The sequence below is a fragment of the Micromonospora sp. PLK6-60 genome (assembly GCF_019890675.1).
GTDB lineage: Bacteria > Actinomycetota > Actinomycetes > Mycobacteriales > Micromonosporaceae > Micromonospora.
In genome coordinates, this window is the sequence record NZ_JAIOAA010000029.1 from 1 (window position 1) to 17,430 (window position 17,430).

17 protein-coding genes are annotated in these 17,430 nt (G+C 73.1%); 11 read left to right on the top strand and 6 right to left on the bottom strand.

The window, feature by feature from the left end; translation table 11 throughout:
* The 3 genes from K7640_RS28945 to K7640_RS28955 form a co-directional block, all read left to right on the top strand.
* A partial coding sequence (locus K7640_RS28945; RefSeq protein WP_222958119.1) for a hypothetical protein occupies positions 1-304 on the top strand: 304 nt, incomplete at its 5' end.
* A 189-nt stretch (positions 305-493) separates the two neighbouring features.
* Positions 494-2,380, top strand: coding sequence for a DNA primase (dnaG, locus tag K7640_RS28950; protein ID WP_222958120.1), 1,887 nt, complete (start codon positions 494-496; stop codon positions 2,378-2,380).
* The gene (locus K7640_RS28955) at positions 2,380-2,916 is read left to right on the top strand and encodes a hypothetical protein (RefSeq protein WP_222958121.1); all 537 of its coding nucleotides are present in this window, start codon (positions 2,380-2,382) and stop codon (positions 2,914-2,916) included. Before dnaG ends, K7640_RS28955 begins: the two co-directional genes overlap by 1 nt.
* Before the next feature lie 300 nt (positions 2,917-3,216).
* Here K7640_RS28955 and K7640_RS28960 read toward each other — a convergent pair whose 3' ends face one another.
* Genes K7640_RS28960 through K7640_RS28970 form a run of 3 tightly spaced genes read right to left on the bottom strand, consistent with a single transcriptional unit; the run spans position 3,217 to position 6,790 of the window.
* The gene (locus K7640_RS28960) at positions 3,217-4,185 is read right to left on the bottom strand and encodes a TAXI family TRAP transporter solute-binding subunit (protein ID WP_222958122.1); all 969 of its coding nucleotides are present in this window, start codon (positions 4,183-4,185) and stop codon (positions 3,217-3,219) included.
* The gene (locus K7640_RS28965) at positions 4,182-4,574 is read right to left on the bottom strand and encodes a roadblock/LC7 domain-containing protein (protein ID WP_222958123.1); all 393 of its coding nucleotides are present in this window, start codon (positions 4,572-4,574) and stop codon (positions 4,182-4,184) included. The genes K7640_RS28960 and K7640_RS28965 overlap by 4 nt, the downstream gene beginning before the upstream one ends.
* Complete coding sequence (locus tag K7640_RS28970; RefSeq protein WP_222958124.1) at positions 4,571-6,790, bottom strand: nitrate- and nitrite sensing domain-containing protein; 2,220 nt, start codon at positions 6,788-6,790, stop codon at positions 4,571-4,573. The genes K7640_RS28965 and K7640_RS28970 overlap by 4 nt, the downstream gene beginning before the upstream one ends.
* Positions 6,791-7,246: 456 nt before the next feature.
* On the opposite strand from K7640_RS28970, the gene K7640_RS28975 reads away from it, so the two are divergent.
* On the top strand, positions 7,247-8,179 hold the full coding sequence (locus K7640_RS28975) for an ABC transporter ATP-binding protein (RefSeq protein ID WP_222958125.1): 933 nt from the start codon (positions 7,247-7,249) through the stop codon (positions 8,177-8,179).
* A gap of 141 nt (positions 8,180-8,320) precedes the next feature.
* Here K7640_RS28975 and K7640_RS28980 read toward each other — a convergent pair whose 3' ends face one another.
* Positions 8,321-8,563, bottom strand: a complete 243-nt coding sequence (locus tag K7640_RS28980) for a flavin reductase (protein ID WP_222958126.1) — start codon at positions 8,561-8,563, stop codon at positions 8,321-8,323.
* Between the two features lie 416 nt (positions 8,564-8,979).
* On the opposite strand from K7640_RS28980, the gene K7640_RS28985 reads away from it, so the two are divergent.
* The 3 genes from K7640_RS28985 to K7640_RS28995 all read left to right on the top strand — a co-directional run bounded on the left by K7640_RS28985 (position 8,980) and on the right by K7640_RS28995 (position 10,392).
* Complete coding sequence (locus tag K7640_RS28985; RefSeq protein WP_308042840.1) at positions 8,980-9,783, top strand: helix-turn-helix transcriptional regulator; 804 nt, start codon at positions 8,980-8,982, stop codon at positions 9,781-9,783.
* A complete protein-coding gene (locus K7640_RS28990; protein WP_222958127.1) occupies positions 9,774-9,965 on the top strand; it encodes a DUF397 domain-containing protein in 192 nt (63 codons plus the stop codon). Before K7640_RS28985 ends, K7640_RS28990 begins: the two co-directional genes overlap by 10 nt.
* Positions 9,966-10,107: 142 nt before the next feature.
* Positions 10,108-10,392 (top strand): hypothetical protein, encoded by a 285-nt coding sequence (locus K7640_RS28995; RefSeq protein ID WP_222958128.1) that lies wholly within the window; start codon positions 10,108-10,110, stop codon positions 10,390-10,392.
* A 292-nt stretch (positions 10,393-10,684) separates the two neighbouring features.
* Here the strand turns inward: K7640_RS28995 and K7640_RS29000 are convergent, their stop codons facing one another.
* Together K7640_RS29000 and K7640_RS29005 are read right to left on the bottom strand one after the other, a co-directional pair.
* Positions 10,685-11,662: a DUF3592 domain-containing protein gene (locus tag K7640_RS29000; RefSeq protein ID WP_222958129.1), complete on the bottom strand. Its 978-nt coding sequence runs from the start codon at positions 11,660-11,662 to the stop codon at positions 10,685-10,687.
* Positions 11,659-13,092: a hypothetical protein gene (locus K7640_RS29005; RefSeq protein WP_222958130.1), complete on the bottom strand. Its 1,434-nt coding sequence runs from the start codon at positions 13,090-13,092 to the stop codon at positions 11,659-11,661. The genes K7640_RS29000 and K7640_RS29005 overlap by 4 nt, the downstream gene beginning before the upstream one ends.
* Positions 13,093-13,200: 108 nt before the next feature.
* On the opposite strand from K7640_RS29005, the gene K7640_RS29010 reads away from it, so the two are divergent.
* From K7640_RS29010 to K7640_RS29025, 4 genes are all read left to right on the top strand, one after another.
* A complete protein-coding gene (locus tag K7640_RS29010) occupies positions 13,201-13,662 on the top strand; it encodes a PH domain-containing protein (RefSeq protein ID WP_222958131.1) in 462 nt (153 codons plus the stop codon).
* 186 nt (positions 13,663-13,848) lie between these two features.
* Entirely contained in the window at positions 13,849-14,643 is a 795-nt protein-coding gene (locus tag K7640_RS29015) for an ABC transporter permease (protein ID WP_222958132.1), read from the top strand.
* Between the two features lie 11 nt (positions 14,644-14,654).
* Complete coding sequence (locus K7640_RS29020; protein WP_222958133.1) at positions 14,655-15,464, top strand: ABC transporter permease; 810 nt, start codon at positions 14,655-14,657, stop codon at positions 15,462-15,464.
* An 88-nt stretch (positions 15,465-15,552) separates the two neighbouring features.
* Positions 15,553-16,716 (top strand): YihY/virulence factor BrkB family protein, encoded by a 1,164-nt coding sequence (locus K7640_RS29025; protein WP_255610164.1) that lies wholly within the window; start codon positions 15,553-15,555, stop codon positions 16,714-16,716.
* Positions 16,717-17,430: the final 714 nt, after the last annotated feature.

Consider the following 17,430-nt stretch of genomic DNA (forward strand, 5'->3'; position numbering starts at 1 on the left):
GCTCGCCGCCGGGGCGACCACCGACTCGGACCCGGCGTGCCGTCCCCCGGTGCTGCTCGAGGCCACCGCCGCCGCGCTCGGCGCGCCGACGGTGACGCAGGTCGAGGTGCTGGGTTGCCGCAACGGCTCGGCGCGGCTGTTCGCCATCGCTGGCGAGTCGACCACCCGGCCCGGTGGCAACCAGGTGTTCCTGCGGCTCGACCAGCGGCTCTGGAAGGTCGTGGCACGCACGCCGGCGGCCACCGACTGCGGCGACCCCGGGCTGGCCCCGGCGGTCACCACGGTCTGCGCCGCGCTCGCCTGAGCGCGGCCCAGCGCCGGGCCGCCGCGCTCGCCTGAGCGGCGGCCGACTGCCGGGCCGCCGCGCTCGCCTGAGGGCCGCCCGGCGCCGGGCCGCCGCGCTCGCCGTCCGGGGGCGGGCGTGGCGGCGGCCACCCGGAGCGGAAACCGTCGCCGGCACAAGGCAGGATGGAGGGGCGGAAGGGGGTGGGCCATGGCTGGGCGGATCCGGGACGAGGACATCGCGCTGGTCCGGGAACGCACCTCCATCGCCGAGGTGATCTCCGACACGGTGACCCTCAAGTCGGCCGGCGGCGGCAACCTCAAGGGGCTCTGCCCCTTCCACGACGAGAAGAGCCCGTCGTTCAACGTCTCGCCGGCGCGCAACGTCTGGTATTGCTTCGGCTGCGGCGCCGGCGGCGACGCGATCAAGTTCCTGATGGACGCCGAGCACCTGAGCTTCGTCGAGTCGGTGGAGCGGCTCGCCGCCCGGGCCGGCATCCAGCTGCGGTATGTCGAGGGCGACCAGGGCGCCCCCCGGGCCGCCCGCCCCCAGCAGGGGCAGAAGCAGCGGCTGGTCGCCGCGCACGCCGCCGCGGTGGAGTTCTACCAGGCGCAGCTCACCACGGCCGGCGCCCGTCCGGCCCGGGAGTTCCTGGCCCGGCGCGGCTTCGACCGCACCGCCGCCCAGCGGTACGGCTGCGGGTTCGCCCCGGACGGCTGGGACCTGCTCACCAAGCACCTGCGCCAGCAGGGCTTCAGCCACGACGAGCTGGTCACCGCCGGGCTGTCCCGCCCGGCCCGGTCCGGTTCGCTGATCGACCGGTTCCGCCGCCGGTTGATGTGGCCGATCCGGGACATCACCGGGGACGTGATCGGGTTCGGCGCGCGCAAGCTCTTCGACGACGACGACGGCCCGAAATACCTGAACACTCCCGAGACGCCGATCTACAAGAAGTCGCACGTCCTCTACGGCATCGACCTGGCCAAGCGGGACATCGCCAAGCAGGGCAAGGTGGTCGTCGTCGAGGGCTACACCGACGTGATGGCCTGCCACCTGGCGGGCGTGCCGACCGCCGTGGCGACCTGCGGCACGGCGTTCGGCGCGGACCACATCTCCGTGCTGCGCCGGGTGCTCTTCGACAGCGACGAGCGGGCCGGCGAGGTCATCTTCACCTTCGACGGGGACGCCGCCGGGCAGATGGCGGCGCTGCGCGCCTTCGAGGACGATCAGCGCTTCGTGGGGCGTACGTTCATCGCGGTCAGCCCCGACAACATGGACCCGTGCGACCTGCGGCTGGCCAAGGGCGACCTGGCGGTACGCGACCTGGTCGCCCGCCGGGAGCCGCTTGTCGACTTCGCGCTGCGCCACGTGATCAACCGCTTCGACCTGGACACGGTCGACGGTCGGGTGGAGGCGATGCGCCGGGCCGCCCCGCTGGTCGCCAAGCTCAAGGACCGGGAGAAGCGGCCGGAATACATCCGCAAGCTCGCCGGTGACCTGGGCATGGAGATCGAGCCGGTGCAGCGGGCCGTGCTCAACGCCGCTGCCGCCGGCCCGGCCGGCGCGGGGCGGCGCGAGGCCGCCGGTCAAGCCCGGACCGCCGGCCCGGCGGAGCCCACGGTGGACAGTCCACGCTCGATGGTCGAGCGGGAGGCGCTGAAGCTGGCCCTCCAGGAGCCGGTGCTGGCCGGCCCGATGTTCGACGCGGTGGAGGCCACCGAATACCGCCACCCCGTCCACGCGGCGGTGCGGGCCGCCGTCGGGGCGGCCGGTGGGGCCGCGACGGCGGCCGGCGGCGCGGTGTGGATCGAGTCGGTCCGCGACGCCTGCGACGACCTGGCCGCCCGGGCCCTGGTCGGCGAGCTGGCGGTGGAGCCGCTGCGGATCGACGGCGAGCCCGACCCGCGCTACGTCTCGATCACCATGGCCCGCCTCCAGTGGGGCTCGGTGACCGGCCGGATCCGCGACCTGAAGTCGAAGATCCAGCGAATCAACCCGGTGAACCAGAAGGACGAGTACTTCGCGCTCTTCGGGGAACTGCTGTCGCTGGAGCAGCACGCGCGGGCGCTGCGTGAGCAGGCCGCGGGAGGACTGTGATGGGACTGTTCAACCGCAAACCGAAGCTGCCGCCGGCCGTCCGGCCGCCCCTGGAGGCCGACGAGCGGGTGCTGGCCTGGGCCGCCGCCGGCAACGGCGAGGGCGACGGCGTGGTGGTGGCCAGCAACCGCGGCCTCTGGCTGCCCGGCCGGCCGCACCGGATCGGCTGGCACGACATCCTCAAGGCCACCTGGTCCGGCCGCGAGCTCACCGTCACCCCGGCCGTGCCGGTCGCCGAGCGGGACGGCTACCTGGTCGTCGCCGACGGCCCCGCCGAGACCTACCTGCTGGTCGACCCCGGTGACGTGCCGAACCAGGTGCGGGCCCGGGTGACCCGCTCGGTGGCGTACACCCGCCAGCACGTGCTGCCCGGCGGCTCCGGCCGGATCGCGGCCCGCCGGGTGGCCGGCGTGGACGGTCTCAGTTGGACCATCCGCTACGACCCGGGCACCAGCGCGGACGACGCCGACGTCCGCGCCGAGACCGACGCGCTGGTCGCCGCCGCCCGGGCCGCGACCGCCCCGGCCGACGTCTGACCGGCCGCCCGCCGCCCGCCGCCCGTCATGTCCGCGGCCGGTGATCGGACCTGAGCCGGCTCTGGTCCCGGGCTCGGCCGCCGAGGGGTCGGCGACGCTCGATCACTGACGCGGTGGCGCTCGGTCACCGACGCGGCGACGAACATCCGAACGAGCGTGATACCTCTGAGGTATCAATATGACTCAGAGGTATCACGCTCAATTTGGTCACGGCCCACCCATCGCGCGCCGCTACCCGTCGCCCACGCGTCGCCTGTCGCCCACCCGTCGGCCCGCCGCCGGGAGGTGCCAGGGGACAGTTCAGCCGCCCTGGTAGAAGCGCGCCGCCCCGGGGTGCAGCGGGATCGGGTCGGTGCCGGAGGCGGTCTGCTGGTTGAAGTTGCCCCCCTCCGGGTGCACCCCGGCCAGCTCCCCCTGGTGGGCGAAGAGCAGCCGGGTCAGGTCGTACGCCAGCTGCTCCGGCATGTCGGCGGGCACCAGGATCACGTTCGCGACGGTGACCGTGGGGGTGCCGGCGGGCGTCCCGTACGTCTGGGCGGGCAGCTCGGCGGTGGTGTAGACCGAGCCGTACCGGGCGGCCAGCGGTTCCAGCAGGTCGGCGACGGGCAGCAGGACGAACGTGCCGGGAGCGTCGCCCAGCAGGTCGGCGATGCCGGGGGTGGGCAGGCCGCCGGAGAAGAACATCGCGTCCAGCGTGCCGGCCCGCATCCGCTTCGCCGTCTCCGGCAGGGACAGCGTCACCCGGCGCACGTCCCGATCGGGGTCCAGCCCGGCGGCGGTGAGCAACCGGCCGGCGATGATGTCGGTGCCCGATCCGGGCGAGCCGGTGGAGACCCGCCGGCCGCGCAGCCCGGCCAGGTCGGTGACCTGGGCGTCGGCCCGGACGATCACGTGGGTGAAGTTGCGGTAGACCCGGGCCAGCGCCCGGACCGGCTGCGGCTGGGTGAACACGCCCCGCCCGGCCACCGCGTCGGCGGCGGTGTCGGCGAGGCTGAACGCGATCTCCATGTCCCCGCCGGCGAGCCGGGTGACGTTCTCCACCGAGGCGCCGGTCGGCTCGGCCCGCGCCTCGTACCCGGGCAGGTGCCGGCTGATCACGTCCGCGTAACCGCCGCCGAGCTGGTAGTAGACGCCGGTGGTGTTGCCGGTGGCGAGGAAGATCCGACCGTCGTGCCAGGCCCGGGGTGGTGCCTCGGGCGCGCCGCAACCGGCGCCGGCCAGCACGGTCACCAGCAGGGCGGCCAGCGCCCGCAGCGGCCGGCTGGTCACCCGCGGACCGCCGGTTCGAGCGCCTCCGCCACCCGCTGGACCAGGGTGGCCGTCTCGTAACCGATCTGGCCCAGGTCGCAGCCGGGCGCGGCGAGCACCCCGAGCAGGGCCCGCTCACCGACCGCCATCACCAGCAGCACCCCGCCGTCCATGTCGACGATCTGCTGGCGTACCCGGCCGGTCGACATCAGCCGGGCGGCGCCGGCGGTGAGGCTGGCCAGGCCGCTGATCACGGCGGCGAGCTGGTCCGCCTGGTCGGGGGAGAGGGCCGGGGAGGTGGCGAGGCGCAGCCCGTCGCCGGAGACCGCGAGCGCGTGCGAGACGTCGGGCACCTGCCCGGCGAAGTTCTCCAGCAGCCAGTCCAGGCCGGAGTGCGGCGGTGGGGTCATTCGGGTCTCCCGTTCGGGGTCGTCCGCTGGTTACGTCGCTTCGCGGTGGCCACCCCCTCGGCGAGGGCGGAGAGCCGGGACCGCACCACCTCGGGGTCGAGCAGGTCCGGCCGGGCGGCCGGTGGGGGAGCCGGGTACGCGGCGGTCGCGCGCTCCCCGTCGCGTACCCGTCGGGGGAGGCCGGCCCCGGTCTTCGCCGCGGGCCGCACCGGCCAGAGCGCGGGTGGCGCGGCGGCCGGCCCGGTGGGCCCGGCCGTCGGCCGGGCGATCCCCCGGGCCGCCGGTGGGCGCGCCGACTCCGTCCTGGTGAGCAGGGATTCGGGTACGTCCACCTGGGCCACCGTGCCGGCGCCGGTGCGGTGCAGCCGCACCCGCACCCCGAGCCGGGCGGCCAGGTGCGCCACCACGTGCAGGCCCATGCTGCCGGCCGCGGCGCTGGAGAGCGTCGCCGGCGCCCGCAGCCGTTCGTTGATCTCGGCGAGCCGGCTCTCGCCGATGCCGATGCCCTGGTCGTGCACGCGCAGGGTGATGCCGTCGACGGTCCGCCGGCCGTCGACCTGCACGGGGGTGTGCGGGGCGGAGTAGGCGGTGGCGTTCTCCAGCAGCTCGGCGATCAGGTGGGCCAGGTTGCCGACCGCCGGGCCGTGCACCGCGACGGCCGGCACGTCGATCTCCACCCGGGGGTAGTCCTCGATCTCCGAGGCGGCGGCCCGCACCACGTCGGCGAGCAGGTGCCCGCCCTCGTCCAGCCGGCCCGGCTCGCCGCCGGCCAGGACCAGCAGGTTTTCGCCGTTGCGGCGCATCCGCGCGGCGAGGTGGTCCAGCGCGAACAGCCGGGCCAGCGCGTCCGGGTCGGTCTCGTCCCGCTCGAACTCGTCGAGCAGCCGCAGCTGGCGGGTGATCAGCGTACGGATCCGGCGGGCCAGCGCCTCGGCCATCCGGGTCACGTCCATCCGCAGCTCGGCCTGCTCGCCGGCCAGCCGCAGAGCGGCCCGGTTCACCGTGTCGAACGCCGCCGCGACCTGCGCCACCTCGTCCCGGCCCTGACTGATGCCGGCGGTCAGCCGGGTGGCCGGCCCGTCGCCCGGCGCCCCGTCACCGGCGGCGATGGCGGTGATCCGGTCCGGCAGCTCGCGGTGGGCCATGGTGAGTGCCGCGACCCGCAGCCGGCGCAGCCGGCGGCTGGTGCGGACCGCGAGCAGCGCGGCGGCGGCCAGCGAGGCCACCACCACCGCCGAGGTGCCGCCCGCGGTGAGCAGGGCCCGCCGCCGGGCGTCGCGGGCCAGGCCGGCCGCCTGCCGGTCCAGCCTCTCGGAGAGGTCCCGGCCGAGCAGGTTGTAGCGGCGGATGACGCCGCTCTGCGCGACGTACCAGACGTCGCCGTCGGTGCGCAGCGCGGCCGGTTCCGTCTCGGCGGCGAGGGCGCTGTCCCGCATCCGCTGCGCGCCGGCCACGTCCGCGCCGGTGATCAGCCGGCGCCAGGCCGCGGCGGCCGGCGCGGTGGCGATCCGGGAGAACTCGGCCTGCCGCTGCTCGCGCGCGCCGCGCAGCTGGCCGAGCCGGACCAGCTCGCCGTCGGCCAGTTCGCCGCGGATGAAGACGGTACGGAGCAGGTCCCGCTCCAGCGCGGCCAGGTGCTCCTGGGCGGCCACCGCCGCCACCTCGCGCGCCCCGTTGGCCAGCTCGGTGTCGCGTACCTGGGCGGGTAGCGCGTCGGCGACCGCGAGCAGCGCGTCGACCAACGCCACGTACGCCGGGTCGGCGCTGCCGGCGCCCACCGCGAGCGCCCGGGTCGGGTCGAGCTGGCCCAGGTGCCCGTCGGCGTCGCGGAGCACCCGTTCCAGGTCCGGCGCGGCCGTGCGGGCGGACCGGCTGGCCGCCCGGTAACGGTCGCCGGCGGCGTCCACCCGGCGTCGCTGGGCGTCCACCAGCGGCCGGCCGGCGGCACCCCCGCGCTGGCGCAGGGCGGCGGTCTCGCCGAGCTCGCGTTCCAGCTCGTGCACCAGCCGGACGGTGGCGGTGGCGGTGCCGGCCAGCACCCGGGCCCGGTCGGCGTCGGCGGAGGCGGAGAGCGCGGCCCGGGTCTGGGTGGCGCCGAGCACCACCAGCCCGATGGTGGCCACCAGGATCGGCGCGAGGAGCTGCGTACCCACCGACCACAACCGGTCGGCGGGCCGGTCGGGCCGGCGTACGCGGGCGGGGCCGGGGAGCGGCACGGGATCTCCCGATCGGTGTGGGAGCGGCGGGCCCGGGCGGGGAGGCCCGGGCCCGACGCCGTCTGGTCAGCTCGCGCCGAGGGTGGTCAGGGCCCGTATGAAACGCGTACGGCCCGCACGAGGGGGCACGATACGCCGAATACGAACGCCGGGAAACATTGCCGCGCATCATTGCTTTCCGTGATTGGTGATCGGGTTCCATCACGCTGCGGAGTGGCCTCCCGAGGCGATTGGATGTCGGGTTTCTTGATTTGTCGTTGACAATTATCCGCAGCCGGGGCGCAGGCCGGCGGTTATGTCCAGTTGAGTCGGGGTGCGCCGCGCGGCACGGCGGACCCACCGTGGACAGTCCGTGCGACGGCCGGTGACTCTTGGTGATGTGACTACTCAGCGTGACCGCTCCGGGGGCCGCCGAATCCGGTCGAATGTGTCGGATCCCGGGGCTAGGGTCGTCGGGTGAGCACTGATCAACCCCTCATCCAGGCCCGCGGGCTGGTGAAACGGTTCGGCGACTTCACCGCCGTGGCCGGCATCGACGTCGAGGTGCGGCCCGGCGAGGCGTTCGGCTTCCTCGGGCCCAACGGCGCCGGCAAGTCGTCGACCATGCGGATGATCGGCTGCATCTCCCCGCCCACCGGGGGCGACCTGCGCATCCTCGGGATGGACCCGGTCCGCGACGGGCCGGCCATCCGGGCCCGGCTGGGCGTCTGCCCGCAGGTCGACAGCCTCGACCCCGAGCTGACCGTCCGGGAAAACCTCACGACGTACGCCCGCTATTTCGGCATCCCCCGGCGGGTGGCCCGGCAGCGGGCCGCCGACCTGCTCGACTTCGTGCAGCTCGGCGAGCGGGCCGACAGCAAGGTCGACCCGCTCTCCGGCGGGATGAAGCGCCGGCTCACCATCGCCCGGGCGCTGGTCAACGAGCCCGACATCGTGCTGCTCGACGAGCCGACCACCGGCCTCGACCCGCAGGCCCGGCACCTGGTCTGGGAGCGGCTGTTCCGGCTGAAGCGGCAGGGCGTCACGCTGGTGCTCACCACGCACTACATGGACGAGGCCGAGCAGCTCTGCGACCGGCTGGTGGTGATGGACGGCGGCCGGATCGTCGCCGAGGGATCCCCCCGGGCGCTGATCGAGCAGCACTCGACCCGGGAGGTGGTCGAGCTGCGCTTCGCCGCCGAGTCGCAGGAGGCGTTCGCCGGCAAGCTCGACGGCCTGGCCCAGCGGGTGGAGGTGCTGCCCGACCGCATCCTGCTCTATGTGCCCGACGGCGACGCCGCGGTCGACGAGGTGACCGCACTCGGGCTGACCCCGGCCAGCGTGCTGGTGCGGCGCAGCAGCCTGGAGGACGTCTTCCTCCAACTCACCGGCCGCACCCTGATCGACTGACCGTCGCCGTTGGGGCGGTCGCGTCTGATCGTGGGAGCGTGGGGTGGGCGTGCCTGATCGTTGGCAGCTCAGCAGTGCTCCGCCCGGCGTGTCGTGCTGCTCAGCTGCCAACGATCATGGCTCAGGTGTTGCGGGGCTGGTTCAGGTGTCGCGGGGTTTGGCCCAGGCGAGGAAGCGGTCGGCCAGCGCGGCGGGGGTGGGGTGGTCGGCGAGGTCGGTCAGCGCCTCCGCCAGCAGGGTGCCGAGATAGATCAGCAGGGTGGTGCGGCTCTCCCGGTACTCGCCAAGCAGCGCCAGCTTCGCCGACGAACAGGGCCAGGCGGCACCGCACACCCGGCAGCGCCACGACGGGCGGGCCGCCACGTGTGGCCGATAACGCGGCATCAACGCAGATTCTCCGGTCCGCCCGTTTGCCGGCCCCCGCCGGCCCGCCACTCCTGCGCCCGGGCCAGCCGCCCCGGTCGCCCCGGCCGGTCGACCGGGAACACCTCCGTCGGGGCGGTCGCCCACGTCGGACGTTCGTTGGGCGTACGCCGGGGGAGCCGGGCAGGCGACGCCGGGCGGCGGCACCGCCAGAACCTGATGCGCATGAGTGAGCCTCCGTCGAGTGGGGAAGCGCCCGCCGACCACTGCCGTACGGGCGCTCCCGGCCTGGTTCCGCCCGCCGTCGAGATCCCGTGAGCGGTTCCGCTGCGTGACAGTCTGCTGAGGACTCGATTACGGTGGGAGGTCTTGCGCGCCGACGACCAGCGCGTCCGCTGGTCGACCCCAGGCGGTACGAGGATGTACGGAGGCTGTCCGTGGAAAGCTCGTCCATGCTGGAGCACTTCGCCGAGGAGTTGCGGCTCGCCCGGGCGGCCAGCGGCATGTCCCAGACGGCGCTGGCGGAGACGCTGAGCTATTCGGCCGCGCTGGTGGCCAAGGTGGAGACCTGCGAACGCCGGCCCAGCCTCGACTTTGCCCGGCGTTGTGACGCGGTATTCGGCACGGACGGCCGGTTCGAACGGATCCAGCGGCGGATCAGCCGGGAGACGGTGGTGCCGTGGTTCCGCGACTGGGCCGGCATCGAGCAGGAAGCAACGGCGCTGCGCACGTTCGAGCCGATCTATGTGCCCGGCCTGCTGCAGACCGACAGCTACGCCCGCGCCATCCTGACCGGGGTCGGGCTGTTCGCGGCCGGCGAGATCGAGCAGCAGGTGGCGACCCGCCTCGATCGTCAGCCGGTGCTCGCTCGGGACCGGCCCCCGCTCCTCACCGCGGTCATCGACGAATACGTGTTGCGCCGCTGCATCGGCGGGCCGGAGGTGATGCGCGAGCAGGTGTGCCACCTGGTGAAGCTCGGCTCGACGTTGCCCCGGGTCCGAATCCAGGTCGTGCCGCTGACCGCCGGGGCCTACGCTGGGCTCGACGGTCCCTTCGTGATCGCCACCTCGCCCGCCGGAGAGGACGTGGTCTATCAGGAGGGGCACCGTCACGGGCAGGTGATCGACCGAACGGACTACACGCGGCAGATGGTCGAGGTGTGGGAGTCGATCCGTGGTGAGGCACTATCACAGCGGCAGTCCCTCGACCTGATGGCGGAAGTGGCGGAGACATGGACCTGAGCGGCGCCCATTGGCGCAAGAGCATCCGTAGCAACGGCAGTGGCGGCAACTGTGTCGAGGTGGCCGACAACCTGCCCGGTGTGGTGGCCGTACGTGATTCGAAGGATCCGGGGGGTCCGGCGCTGGCCTTCGGGCCCGACGCCTGGCGGGCGTTCGTCGCGCGCCTCGCCGCGCGGCACTAACCCACCTCGACGAGTCGGATCCTCCCCTGGCCGCTACCGCACGCCTAGACCCACCTGTCACCCGATCGCGGCGGAAATTGAATCTTGGCGAGTTGCCGTTCGCTGCTAACGGTAAGTCGCCAAGATTTCGGCGCTGACTCGGATGCCGACGGGAAACCGCCGCGACAGCACCGCCCGTCGGTCCTGGACGAGCGAGGTCACCGACTGCTGGGATGTCGGGGTGGAGGGGAAAGCGAGCAAGCGGAAGGTCAGCTTCATCGGGCTGGTGGCGTTCGCCGCATCGGTCATCCTCGTCACCTACGTCGCCTACCGATTGTCCGAAACGGTGGAGAACGAGTGGCTGCGGGGGCTCGTCACGTCGTTGCCGATTGGCTTCGCAATGGCGGCCGGGCCGTTCATGGTGCGGCGCGGAGGTGCCTCGCGGTGAGGATCGGCGACAAGGAAGGGCTGGCCTGCGTCGCGCGGAGCGGGAACGTCGGGTGAAAGCCGCCAACCCCTGGACTCGGCTACTTCTCGCGAGTCTGATGCTGCTGTGCACCGGCGTCCGGATGCCGGACGTACTCGCCGAGGACAGTTGGCGTTCGTGGGCCATCGTTCCGGTGCTGGCCGGCGTGTGCTGTTTCTTCGTGACAGCGGTGCGCGATGCGATGGTCCGGCGCCAACGGGGCTCCGCTGAGCGGGACACCGCTTGCTGAACCGCAGGCGGCAGGGCCGCTGGCTCAGGGCTCGGCGCCGGCGAGCGCCCAGACGTTGACCAGCAGCGCCGCGCCCGCGGCGGCGGCCAGCGGTCCGGCCAGGCCGCCGACGACCAGGATGCCCCACCCGCCGCCGAGCGCCGCGCCCACCAGGGCGAACAGGACCGCCCGCGACCACCACCGCCGGGCCCGGGGCAGCGACGCCCCGGCCGGGAGGATGACAAAGTCGTCCAGGCCGCCGCCCACGTCGGCGCGATCCTCCAGCACCACCCGCTTCGGCGGCTCGTGGCGTAGCCGGCCGATCGGCACCAGCCGGACCCGGCCCGGCAACTCGACGACCACCCGGCGGTTCGTCGAGACATCACCGTGGACCGTCACCGGGACCGTGCCGCGCACCGAGTCCACGGCCGGGTGCCACATGACCCGCTGCCACCGGTCGGGGTCGCGGCGCCGGTCATCGGCCAACACGATCCAGGTGGTGCTACCGACGGTGAGCGGCGGGCCGTCCGGTCGGTCACCGGCGAGCACCGACGCGGCCATGAGGCGGCCGGGGCGGCGTGCGGCGCGTCGGAACAGCAGGCCGCGCACCGTCCAGGCCAGCGCGAAGAGGACGGTCCCGAGCCCGGCGAGCACGATCGGCATCACCAGGTCGTCCTCCTCGCTGGTCTCCTCGGGGTCGACCGGGAAGCCGCGCGGCGCGGGCTCGGCCGGGTCGTAGGCGACCGGGAACGGCTCACCCGTGGTGTACCGGTCGGTGTCGTAGATCCCGAAGCGCTGCACGTGCTCCCGGCCGGCCTCGTCCACCCACCGCACCCGGATGTCGCCGACGTCCCCGATGCCGTCCTCGACGACGGTGCCCTCGGCGACGGCGGTGGCGCGTTCGTGCGCGCCTGCGTACCGGTACGCCTGCCAGCCGAGGACGCCCGCGATGACGGCGAACGCGAGCGCCGTGGCGGCGAGCGCCAGCAACCCGACCCGGAGCGCCGGCCGTGGTGGACTCATCGCGCCGCCCGCTCGGGGAGGTCGGCGAGCAACTCCCGGATCCGGGTCGGGTCGCCGCTGTCCACCGCCTGCTCCACCAACTCCTCCACGTCGAGCGGCGCACCGGCGGGGTCGACCAGCACGGTGACCGTCCATCGGCTGGCCCGCGTCCACCCGGCCGCCAGCAACAGGCCACTGATCACCCCGCCGACGTACCAGGTCAGGGCGGCGCGGGAGGCGGGAGCCCGCATCGGCGGCGGCACCTTGCCCGTCTCCGGGTCGAGCGCCCGGGCCAGCCGCATCCAGGTGCCGTCCGCCACCGCGTCGGCCGCGGCCCTCACCGCCCCGGCTGCGGAATCCTGCCCCGTCACCTGCATGAGATGCGCGGCATCATCCTCAAGGTTCGCCTCGAAACGCTCCGGCGGGAGGTCGAGGAGTCGAACCGGCCGACGCCCGGCCGAGCCGGTCACCTCCCGTACGCACCAGCGCCGCAGCGCGTCGGCGTCGCGCAGTGCCACCGGCGCGGTCGCGTCCCAGCCGTAACCGAGATGCTCGGGCAACGCGGCGAGACGGACGCCCAGCGGGGGCTCGACCTCGATGGCCATCGGGTCGTTCTCGTCGTTGGCGACGGCCGTCAGGCGGGCCGCGACGTGCGGGTCGTCGATCGCCGCGTCGAGGGCCTCGTACAGGTCCTCCGGATAGCTGCCGTCCTCGCCCAGCACCTCCAGCCAGGTGGTGCCGAGCAGGTCGAAAGCCGCGGCGGCGACACCGAGCTTGGTGAGGGCGTCGCGCATGGCCTGGGTGCCGGCGACGGCGGTGGCCTCGGCGTCCGCGACCAGGGCCGCCGGCCAGAGCCGGGCCTGGCTGGCCCGCAGCAGCCGGACAACCAGGACGGCCGGAGCCCGGAAGCGGCGGTCGATGACGCTCTCCACCAGCGAGTATCGGGCGCGGAACAGCATGCGGGTCCGCCAATCGCCGACGTGCTGCTCCCGAGCGAACTCGCGGGCCAGGAGTGCGGCCAGCTCGGCGGTGCTGAGCTGGCGCAGCAGCGGCAGACCGACGAAAACGGTGTAGGTGCGGAACCCCGCTGTCTTGGTCAGCAGGACGTTGGCGTCCGGCTCGGCGACGATCCGCAGGAGCAGCGGAGAGCGGAAGCCGAGTCGCTCGGCGACCTGCCGTACCAGGGTGGCCAGCTCCGGCTCCTCGGCCGGCCGCACGGCGTGCCCCCGGAGTCGTGGACGCTGCGCGAGCATGATGATCAGCGGGACCGCGGTTATCGGGAGCCCGAACCAGAGGAACGGCACCCACTCGCGGAAGACCACCATGGCGGCCAGCACCGCCAGCAGCACGAGCACGCTTATGACATTCGCGCGGGCGGTCATGGCCGCAACGAGCAGCAGGTCGCGCACGACCGACGGGCGGGCGGTGAGACGCCCCGTGGTTGTGCCCATCTCACCCCTTGCTGCGGCCGGTCACCGAGAATACGGTGCCGCTGTCAGCGGCGGAAGGTCGCGGAGGCAGGGACTTTGGATGGCCATGATGGGTAGGGCGGGTTCGCCGTGAAGCGACAGGTCTACCGGAGTTGGGGGCAGATAACCGCGTTGGCGGCGTCATGGGGGCTTTTCCTGCTGGTGTCGCTGCTGTCCTTCGGCGGAGCCGACGGCACACTGGCGCAACGTGACCATGTGGGTACCGTGTTGTATGCGGTGATCGTTGTCGGATCGCTCGTCGCCCTGTGGCGGACGTTTCGTCTCGGGGTTGTCGTTGACGAGGGCGGACTGCGCTTGCGCAGCCTGGGGCGGGACGAGTGGATACCGTGGTCATCGGTCGTCTCGATCTCTTGTGAGAATGTGGACTCCCGATTCGGAATTCCGATCTACGGGCCATTGATTGAGGTTGCGCCTGGCCCCGAAGACGAGCCGGGCAACATCCCGATGAGCGCGATGGCCTCATATCGCAGGTCCACTGCACAAGCCAGAACTGATGCGCTGGCAAGTCGGATAGCGGAGGCCGACAGGTAGCCATGCCCGAAGAGGAGATCCCAATGGAGTTCCGGGATTTCGCGGGCCGCCAGGGGGAGCGCGCGGCGAGGATCGACGTCGGCGTGAAATCGGCGCGACATCCCCCGCGCCCCGGTCGTAGGGTTGCCGGCGGCCTGTCGTACCCCTGGGGTAGGAAGGCCGAGTGAGGCGGACGGGGGTGGGCACGTGAGCGTGGCCGAGCGGGCCCGGCCGGCGCTGCCCAGGGTGCCGGCGCTGGCGGTGCTGGCGCACTACCTGGTGGGCTACCGGCGCACCTGGCGGGCGGGGGTGTTCTCGTCGTTCCTGCTGCCGGTGCTGACCGTGGTCGGCTTCGGCTTCGGCGTGGGGGCCTACATCGACCAGGGCGTCGGTGGCGTGCGCTACCTCGACTGGCTGGTGCCCGGCCTGATCGCGTCCACCGCGCTCCAGGTGGCGGTCGGCGAGTCGACCTGGCCGGTGTTCAGCAACTTCCAGTGGATCAAGACCTACTTCGCTCAGATCGCCGCGCCGCTGCGCATCGGTGACCTGCTCGCCGGGCACCTCGCCTTCGTGCTGTTCCGGGTGCTCACCACCGCCGGCGCGTTCCTGCTGGTGACCGCGCTGTTCGGCGCGCTGCGCTCGCCCTGGGCGCTCGCCGTGCTCCCGGTGGTCGCGCTGCTCACGCTGGCCGTCGCCACCCCCACTTTCGCGTACGCCTCCGCGGTCGACAGCGACAGCTGGCTGGCCATGCTGTTCCGCTTCGCGGTGATCCCGATGACGCTGTTCGCCGGGGTGTTCTTCCCGGTCGATCAGTTGCCCGGGGCGCTGCGCTGGCTGGCATACCTGACGCCGCTCTGGCACGGCGTCGACCTGTGCCGGGCCGCCACCCTCGGCGTGGCGCCGCAGTGGTCGGTGGCCGGTCACCTGCTCTACCTCGCCGGGTGGGCGGCGGCCGGCTGGCTGCTGGCCTACCGCAGCTTCCGTCGCCGGCTCGTCGTCTAGGAAGGGTCCCCGTGCTCGCTCTCGCCCTGCCCCGGCTGCTCGACGTCCCGGCGGCCTCCCGCCGGTCCATGTCGGTGGTCGAGCGGAACGTGGCGACCCTGCGCCCGGCCTACTGGCTGCTGCTGCTCTCCGGCTTCGTCGAGCCGCTGCTCTACCTGTTCAGCATCGGTGTCGGCGTCGGCGCGCTGGTCGGTGACCTGACGCTGCCCGGCGGCACCGTGGTGTCGTACGCCGCGTTCGTCGCCCCGGCCATGCTCGCCTCGTCGGCGATGACCGGGGCGCTGGCCGAGACCACGTTCAACTTCTTCGGCAAGATGAAATACCTCAAGCTGTACGACGGGATGATCGCCACGCCGGTCCGGCCGTTCGAGATCGCCCTCGGCGAGCTGGCCTGGGCAATGGTGCGGGGCAGCGCCTACTCGGCGGCGTTCCTGGTGGTGATGGTGGCGATGGGACTGACCACCGCCGGTCGGGCCGTCGTCGCGCTGCCGGCCGCCGTGCTCGTCGGCTTCGCCTTCGGCGCGCTGGGCATGACCATCGCCACGCTGATGCGCAGCTGGCAGGATTTCGACCTGCTCGGCTCGGCCCAGTTCACCCTCTTCCTCTTCTCCGGCACGTTCGTGCCGGCCGAGGCGTACCCGGCGGTGCTGCGCTGGGTCGTGGAGCTGACCCCGCTCTACCGGTCGGTGCACCTGATCCGGGGGATCACCCTCGGTGAGGGAGGCTGGTTCTGGCTGCTCGACGTGCTCTACCTGATGGTCGTGCTCGGGGTGGGGCTGGCGGTGGCCGGTCGCCGGATGCAACGGATGCTCTATCGCTGAAGTGCCAGTCAGGCTGCCGGTGATGCGTTAGCCGGCGGTCCCGTCGGGGCAAGTGCAGGGGGACGACGCCGACCACGAGGGAGGGGCGATGGCCTCCGACGAGTCTCCCGCCCGCGACGGGCGCGACCGGGACGAGCCCGGCAGCACGACCGCGACCGAGCCCCAGCACGGCCGGCGCCACGACGACGCGTCCCGCGTCGGGCGGGACCAGGACGACGCGTCCCGCGTCGGGCGGGCCCACGACGACCCGAGGCGGACGGGCCGGAACCGGGGGCACGTCGGGCCGGTCGGGCCGGACGACGGGCCGGACAGCCCGACCGAGCTGCCCGGCTCCGGCTGGAAGGCGGCACTGCGCCGGACCGTCAAGGAGTTCCAGGAGGACAGCCTGACCGACTGGGCGGCGGCGCTTACCTACTACGGCGTGCTCTCGATCTTCCCCGGCCTGCTGGTGCTGATCTCGGTGCTCGGCCTGCTCGGCGAGCGGGCCACGGAGGGCGTGAAGGACACCGTCAACCAGGCCGTACCCGAGGAGAACATCCGCCGGATCATCGAGGGTGCGATCGAGCAGGCGGGCGCCTCCGGCGGGCTGGCCAGCATCGCCGCGATCGTCGGTCTGCTCGCCGCCTTCTGGTCCGCCTCCGGCTACGTCGCCGCCTTCATGCGGGCGTCCAACTCGATCTACGACGTGCCGGAGGGCCGGCCCATCTGGAAGACCCTGCCGACCCGGATCGGGGTCACCGCCGTCATCGGCGTGCTGCTGCTGGCCAGCGCGGTCATCGTCGTGTTCACCGGTAGCCTCGCCGAACAGGCCGGCCAGGCGATCGGGGCCGGCGGCGCGGCGGTCACCGTCTGGAACATCGCCAAGTGGCCGGTGCTGCTGATCCTGGTCAGCCTGATGTTCGCGATCCTCTACTGGGCCTCGCCCAACGCCCGGCACGGCGGCTTCCGCTGGGTCAGCCCCGGTGGCGTGCTGGCCGTGGTGATCTGGCTGGTCGTGTCCGGCCTGTTCGCCCTCTACGTGAGCAACTTCGGTTCGTACAACAAGACGTACGGCGCGGTCGCCGGTGTGATCGTCTTCCTGGTCTGGCTCTGGCTGAGCAACATCGCGATCCTGCTCGGCGCGGAGTTCGACGCCGAACTGGAGCGGGGCCGGGCCATCTCCGCCGGCCACCCCGCAGACGAGGAGCCCTACGTCGAGCTGCGCGACGACCGCAAACTCCGCAAGAAGCGCAACGCCGCCACCGGCCGCTGACCCCAGCCCGACCCGATCGCCCCGCCGCACCTCTCCCCGCGGCGGGGCGATCCACGTCCGCGCCCCGTCTTCACCCGCACCCGTCTCCATCCGCACCCGTCTCCATCCGCGCCCCTGTCCCCGTGCCCGAGTCCGTGCCCGTGCCCGAGCCCGAGTCCGTGCCCGAGTCCGTGCCCGAGTCCGTGCCCGTGCCCGTGCCCGTCTTCGTCTCCGTCGCCGAGCGCCGGGCCAGTAGATGTTGTTCCCCGCCCCGCCCGCCCCCGAGGGGCCTACTTCGGGGATGTTGTTGTCTCCCCTCGCCTCGGAGGGGACTACTTCGGTGAAGTTGCTGCCTGGCCGGGCGTGCCCGGAGGCGGTGGGGGTGCGTTGTCTGGTGCCGGGCTCTGCGGGACTTCGTCGGGGTGGGTGCTGCTTGTCCGGTGCCCCGGCTGGTAGCCACTACTTCGGGGATGTTGTTGCCTGCCCTGGCCTCGGAGGGGACTACTTCGGTGAAGTTGCTGCCTGGCCGGGCGTGCCCGGAGGCGGTGGGGGTGCGTTGTCTGGTGCCGGGCTCTGCGGGACTTCGTCGGGGTGGGTGCTGCTTGTCCGGTGCCCCGGCTGGTAGCCACTACTTCGGGGATGTTGTTGCCTGCCCTGGCCTCGGAGGGGACTACTTCGGTGAAGTTGCTGCCTGGCCGGGCGTGCCCGGAGGCGGTGGGGGTGCGTTGTCTGGTG

What these genes read in the sequence shown, in the direction of transcription:
- K7640_RS28995 (WP_222958128.1), top strand. Translation starts at nt 10,108, where the DNA reads ATGCCGACGGGAAACCGCCGCGACAGCACCGCCCGTCGGTCCTGGACG.
- K7640_RS28955 (WP_222958121.1), top strand. Translation starts at nt 2,380, where the DNA reads ATGGGACTGTTCAACCGCAAACCGAAGCTGCCGCCGGCCGTCCGGCCG.
- K7640_RS29025 (WP_255610164.1), top strand. Translation starts at nt 15,553, where the DNA reads ATGGCCTCCGACGAGTCTCCCGCCCGCGACGGGCGCGACCGGGACGAG.
- K7640_RS28965 (WP_222958123.1), bottom strand. Translation starts at nt 4,574, where the DNA reads ATGACCCCACCGCCGCACTCCGGCCTGGACTGGCTGCTGGAGAACTTC.
- K7640_RS28990 (WP_222958127.1), top strand. Translation starts at nt 9,774, where the DNA reads ATGGACCTGAGCGGCGCCCATTGGCGCAAGAGCATCCGTAGCAACGGC.
- K7640_RS29000 (WP_222958129.1), bottom strand. Translation starts at nt 11,662, where the DNA reads ATGAGTCCACCACGGCCGGCGCTCCGGGTCGGGTTGCTGGCGCTCGCC.
- dnaG (WP_222958120.1), top strand. Translation starts at nt 494, where the DNA reads ATGGCTGGGCGGATCCGGGACGAGGACATCGCGCTGGTCCGGGAACGC.
- K7640_RS29005 (WP_222958130.1), bottom strand. Translation starts at nt 13,092, where the DNA reads ATGGGCACAACCACGGGGCGTCTCACCGCCCGCCCGTCGGTCGTGCGC.
- K7640_RS28980 (WP_222958126.1), bottom strand. Translation starts at nt 8,563, where the DNA reads ATGCCGCGTTATCGGCCACACGTGGCGGCCCGCCCGTCGTGGCGCTGC.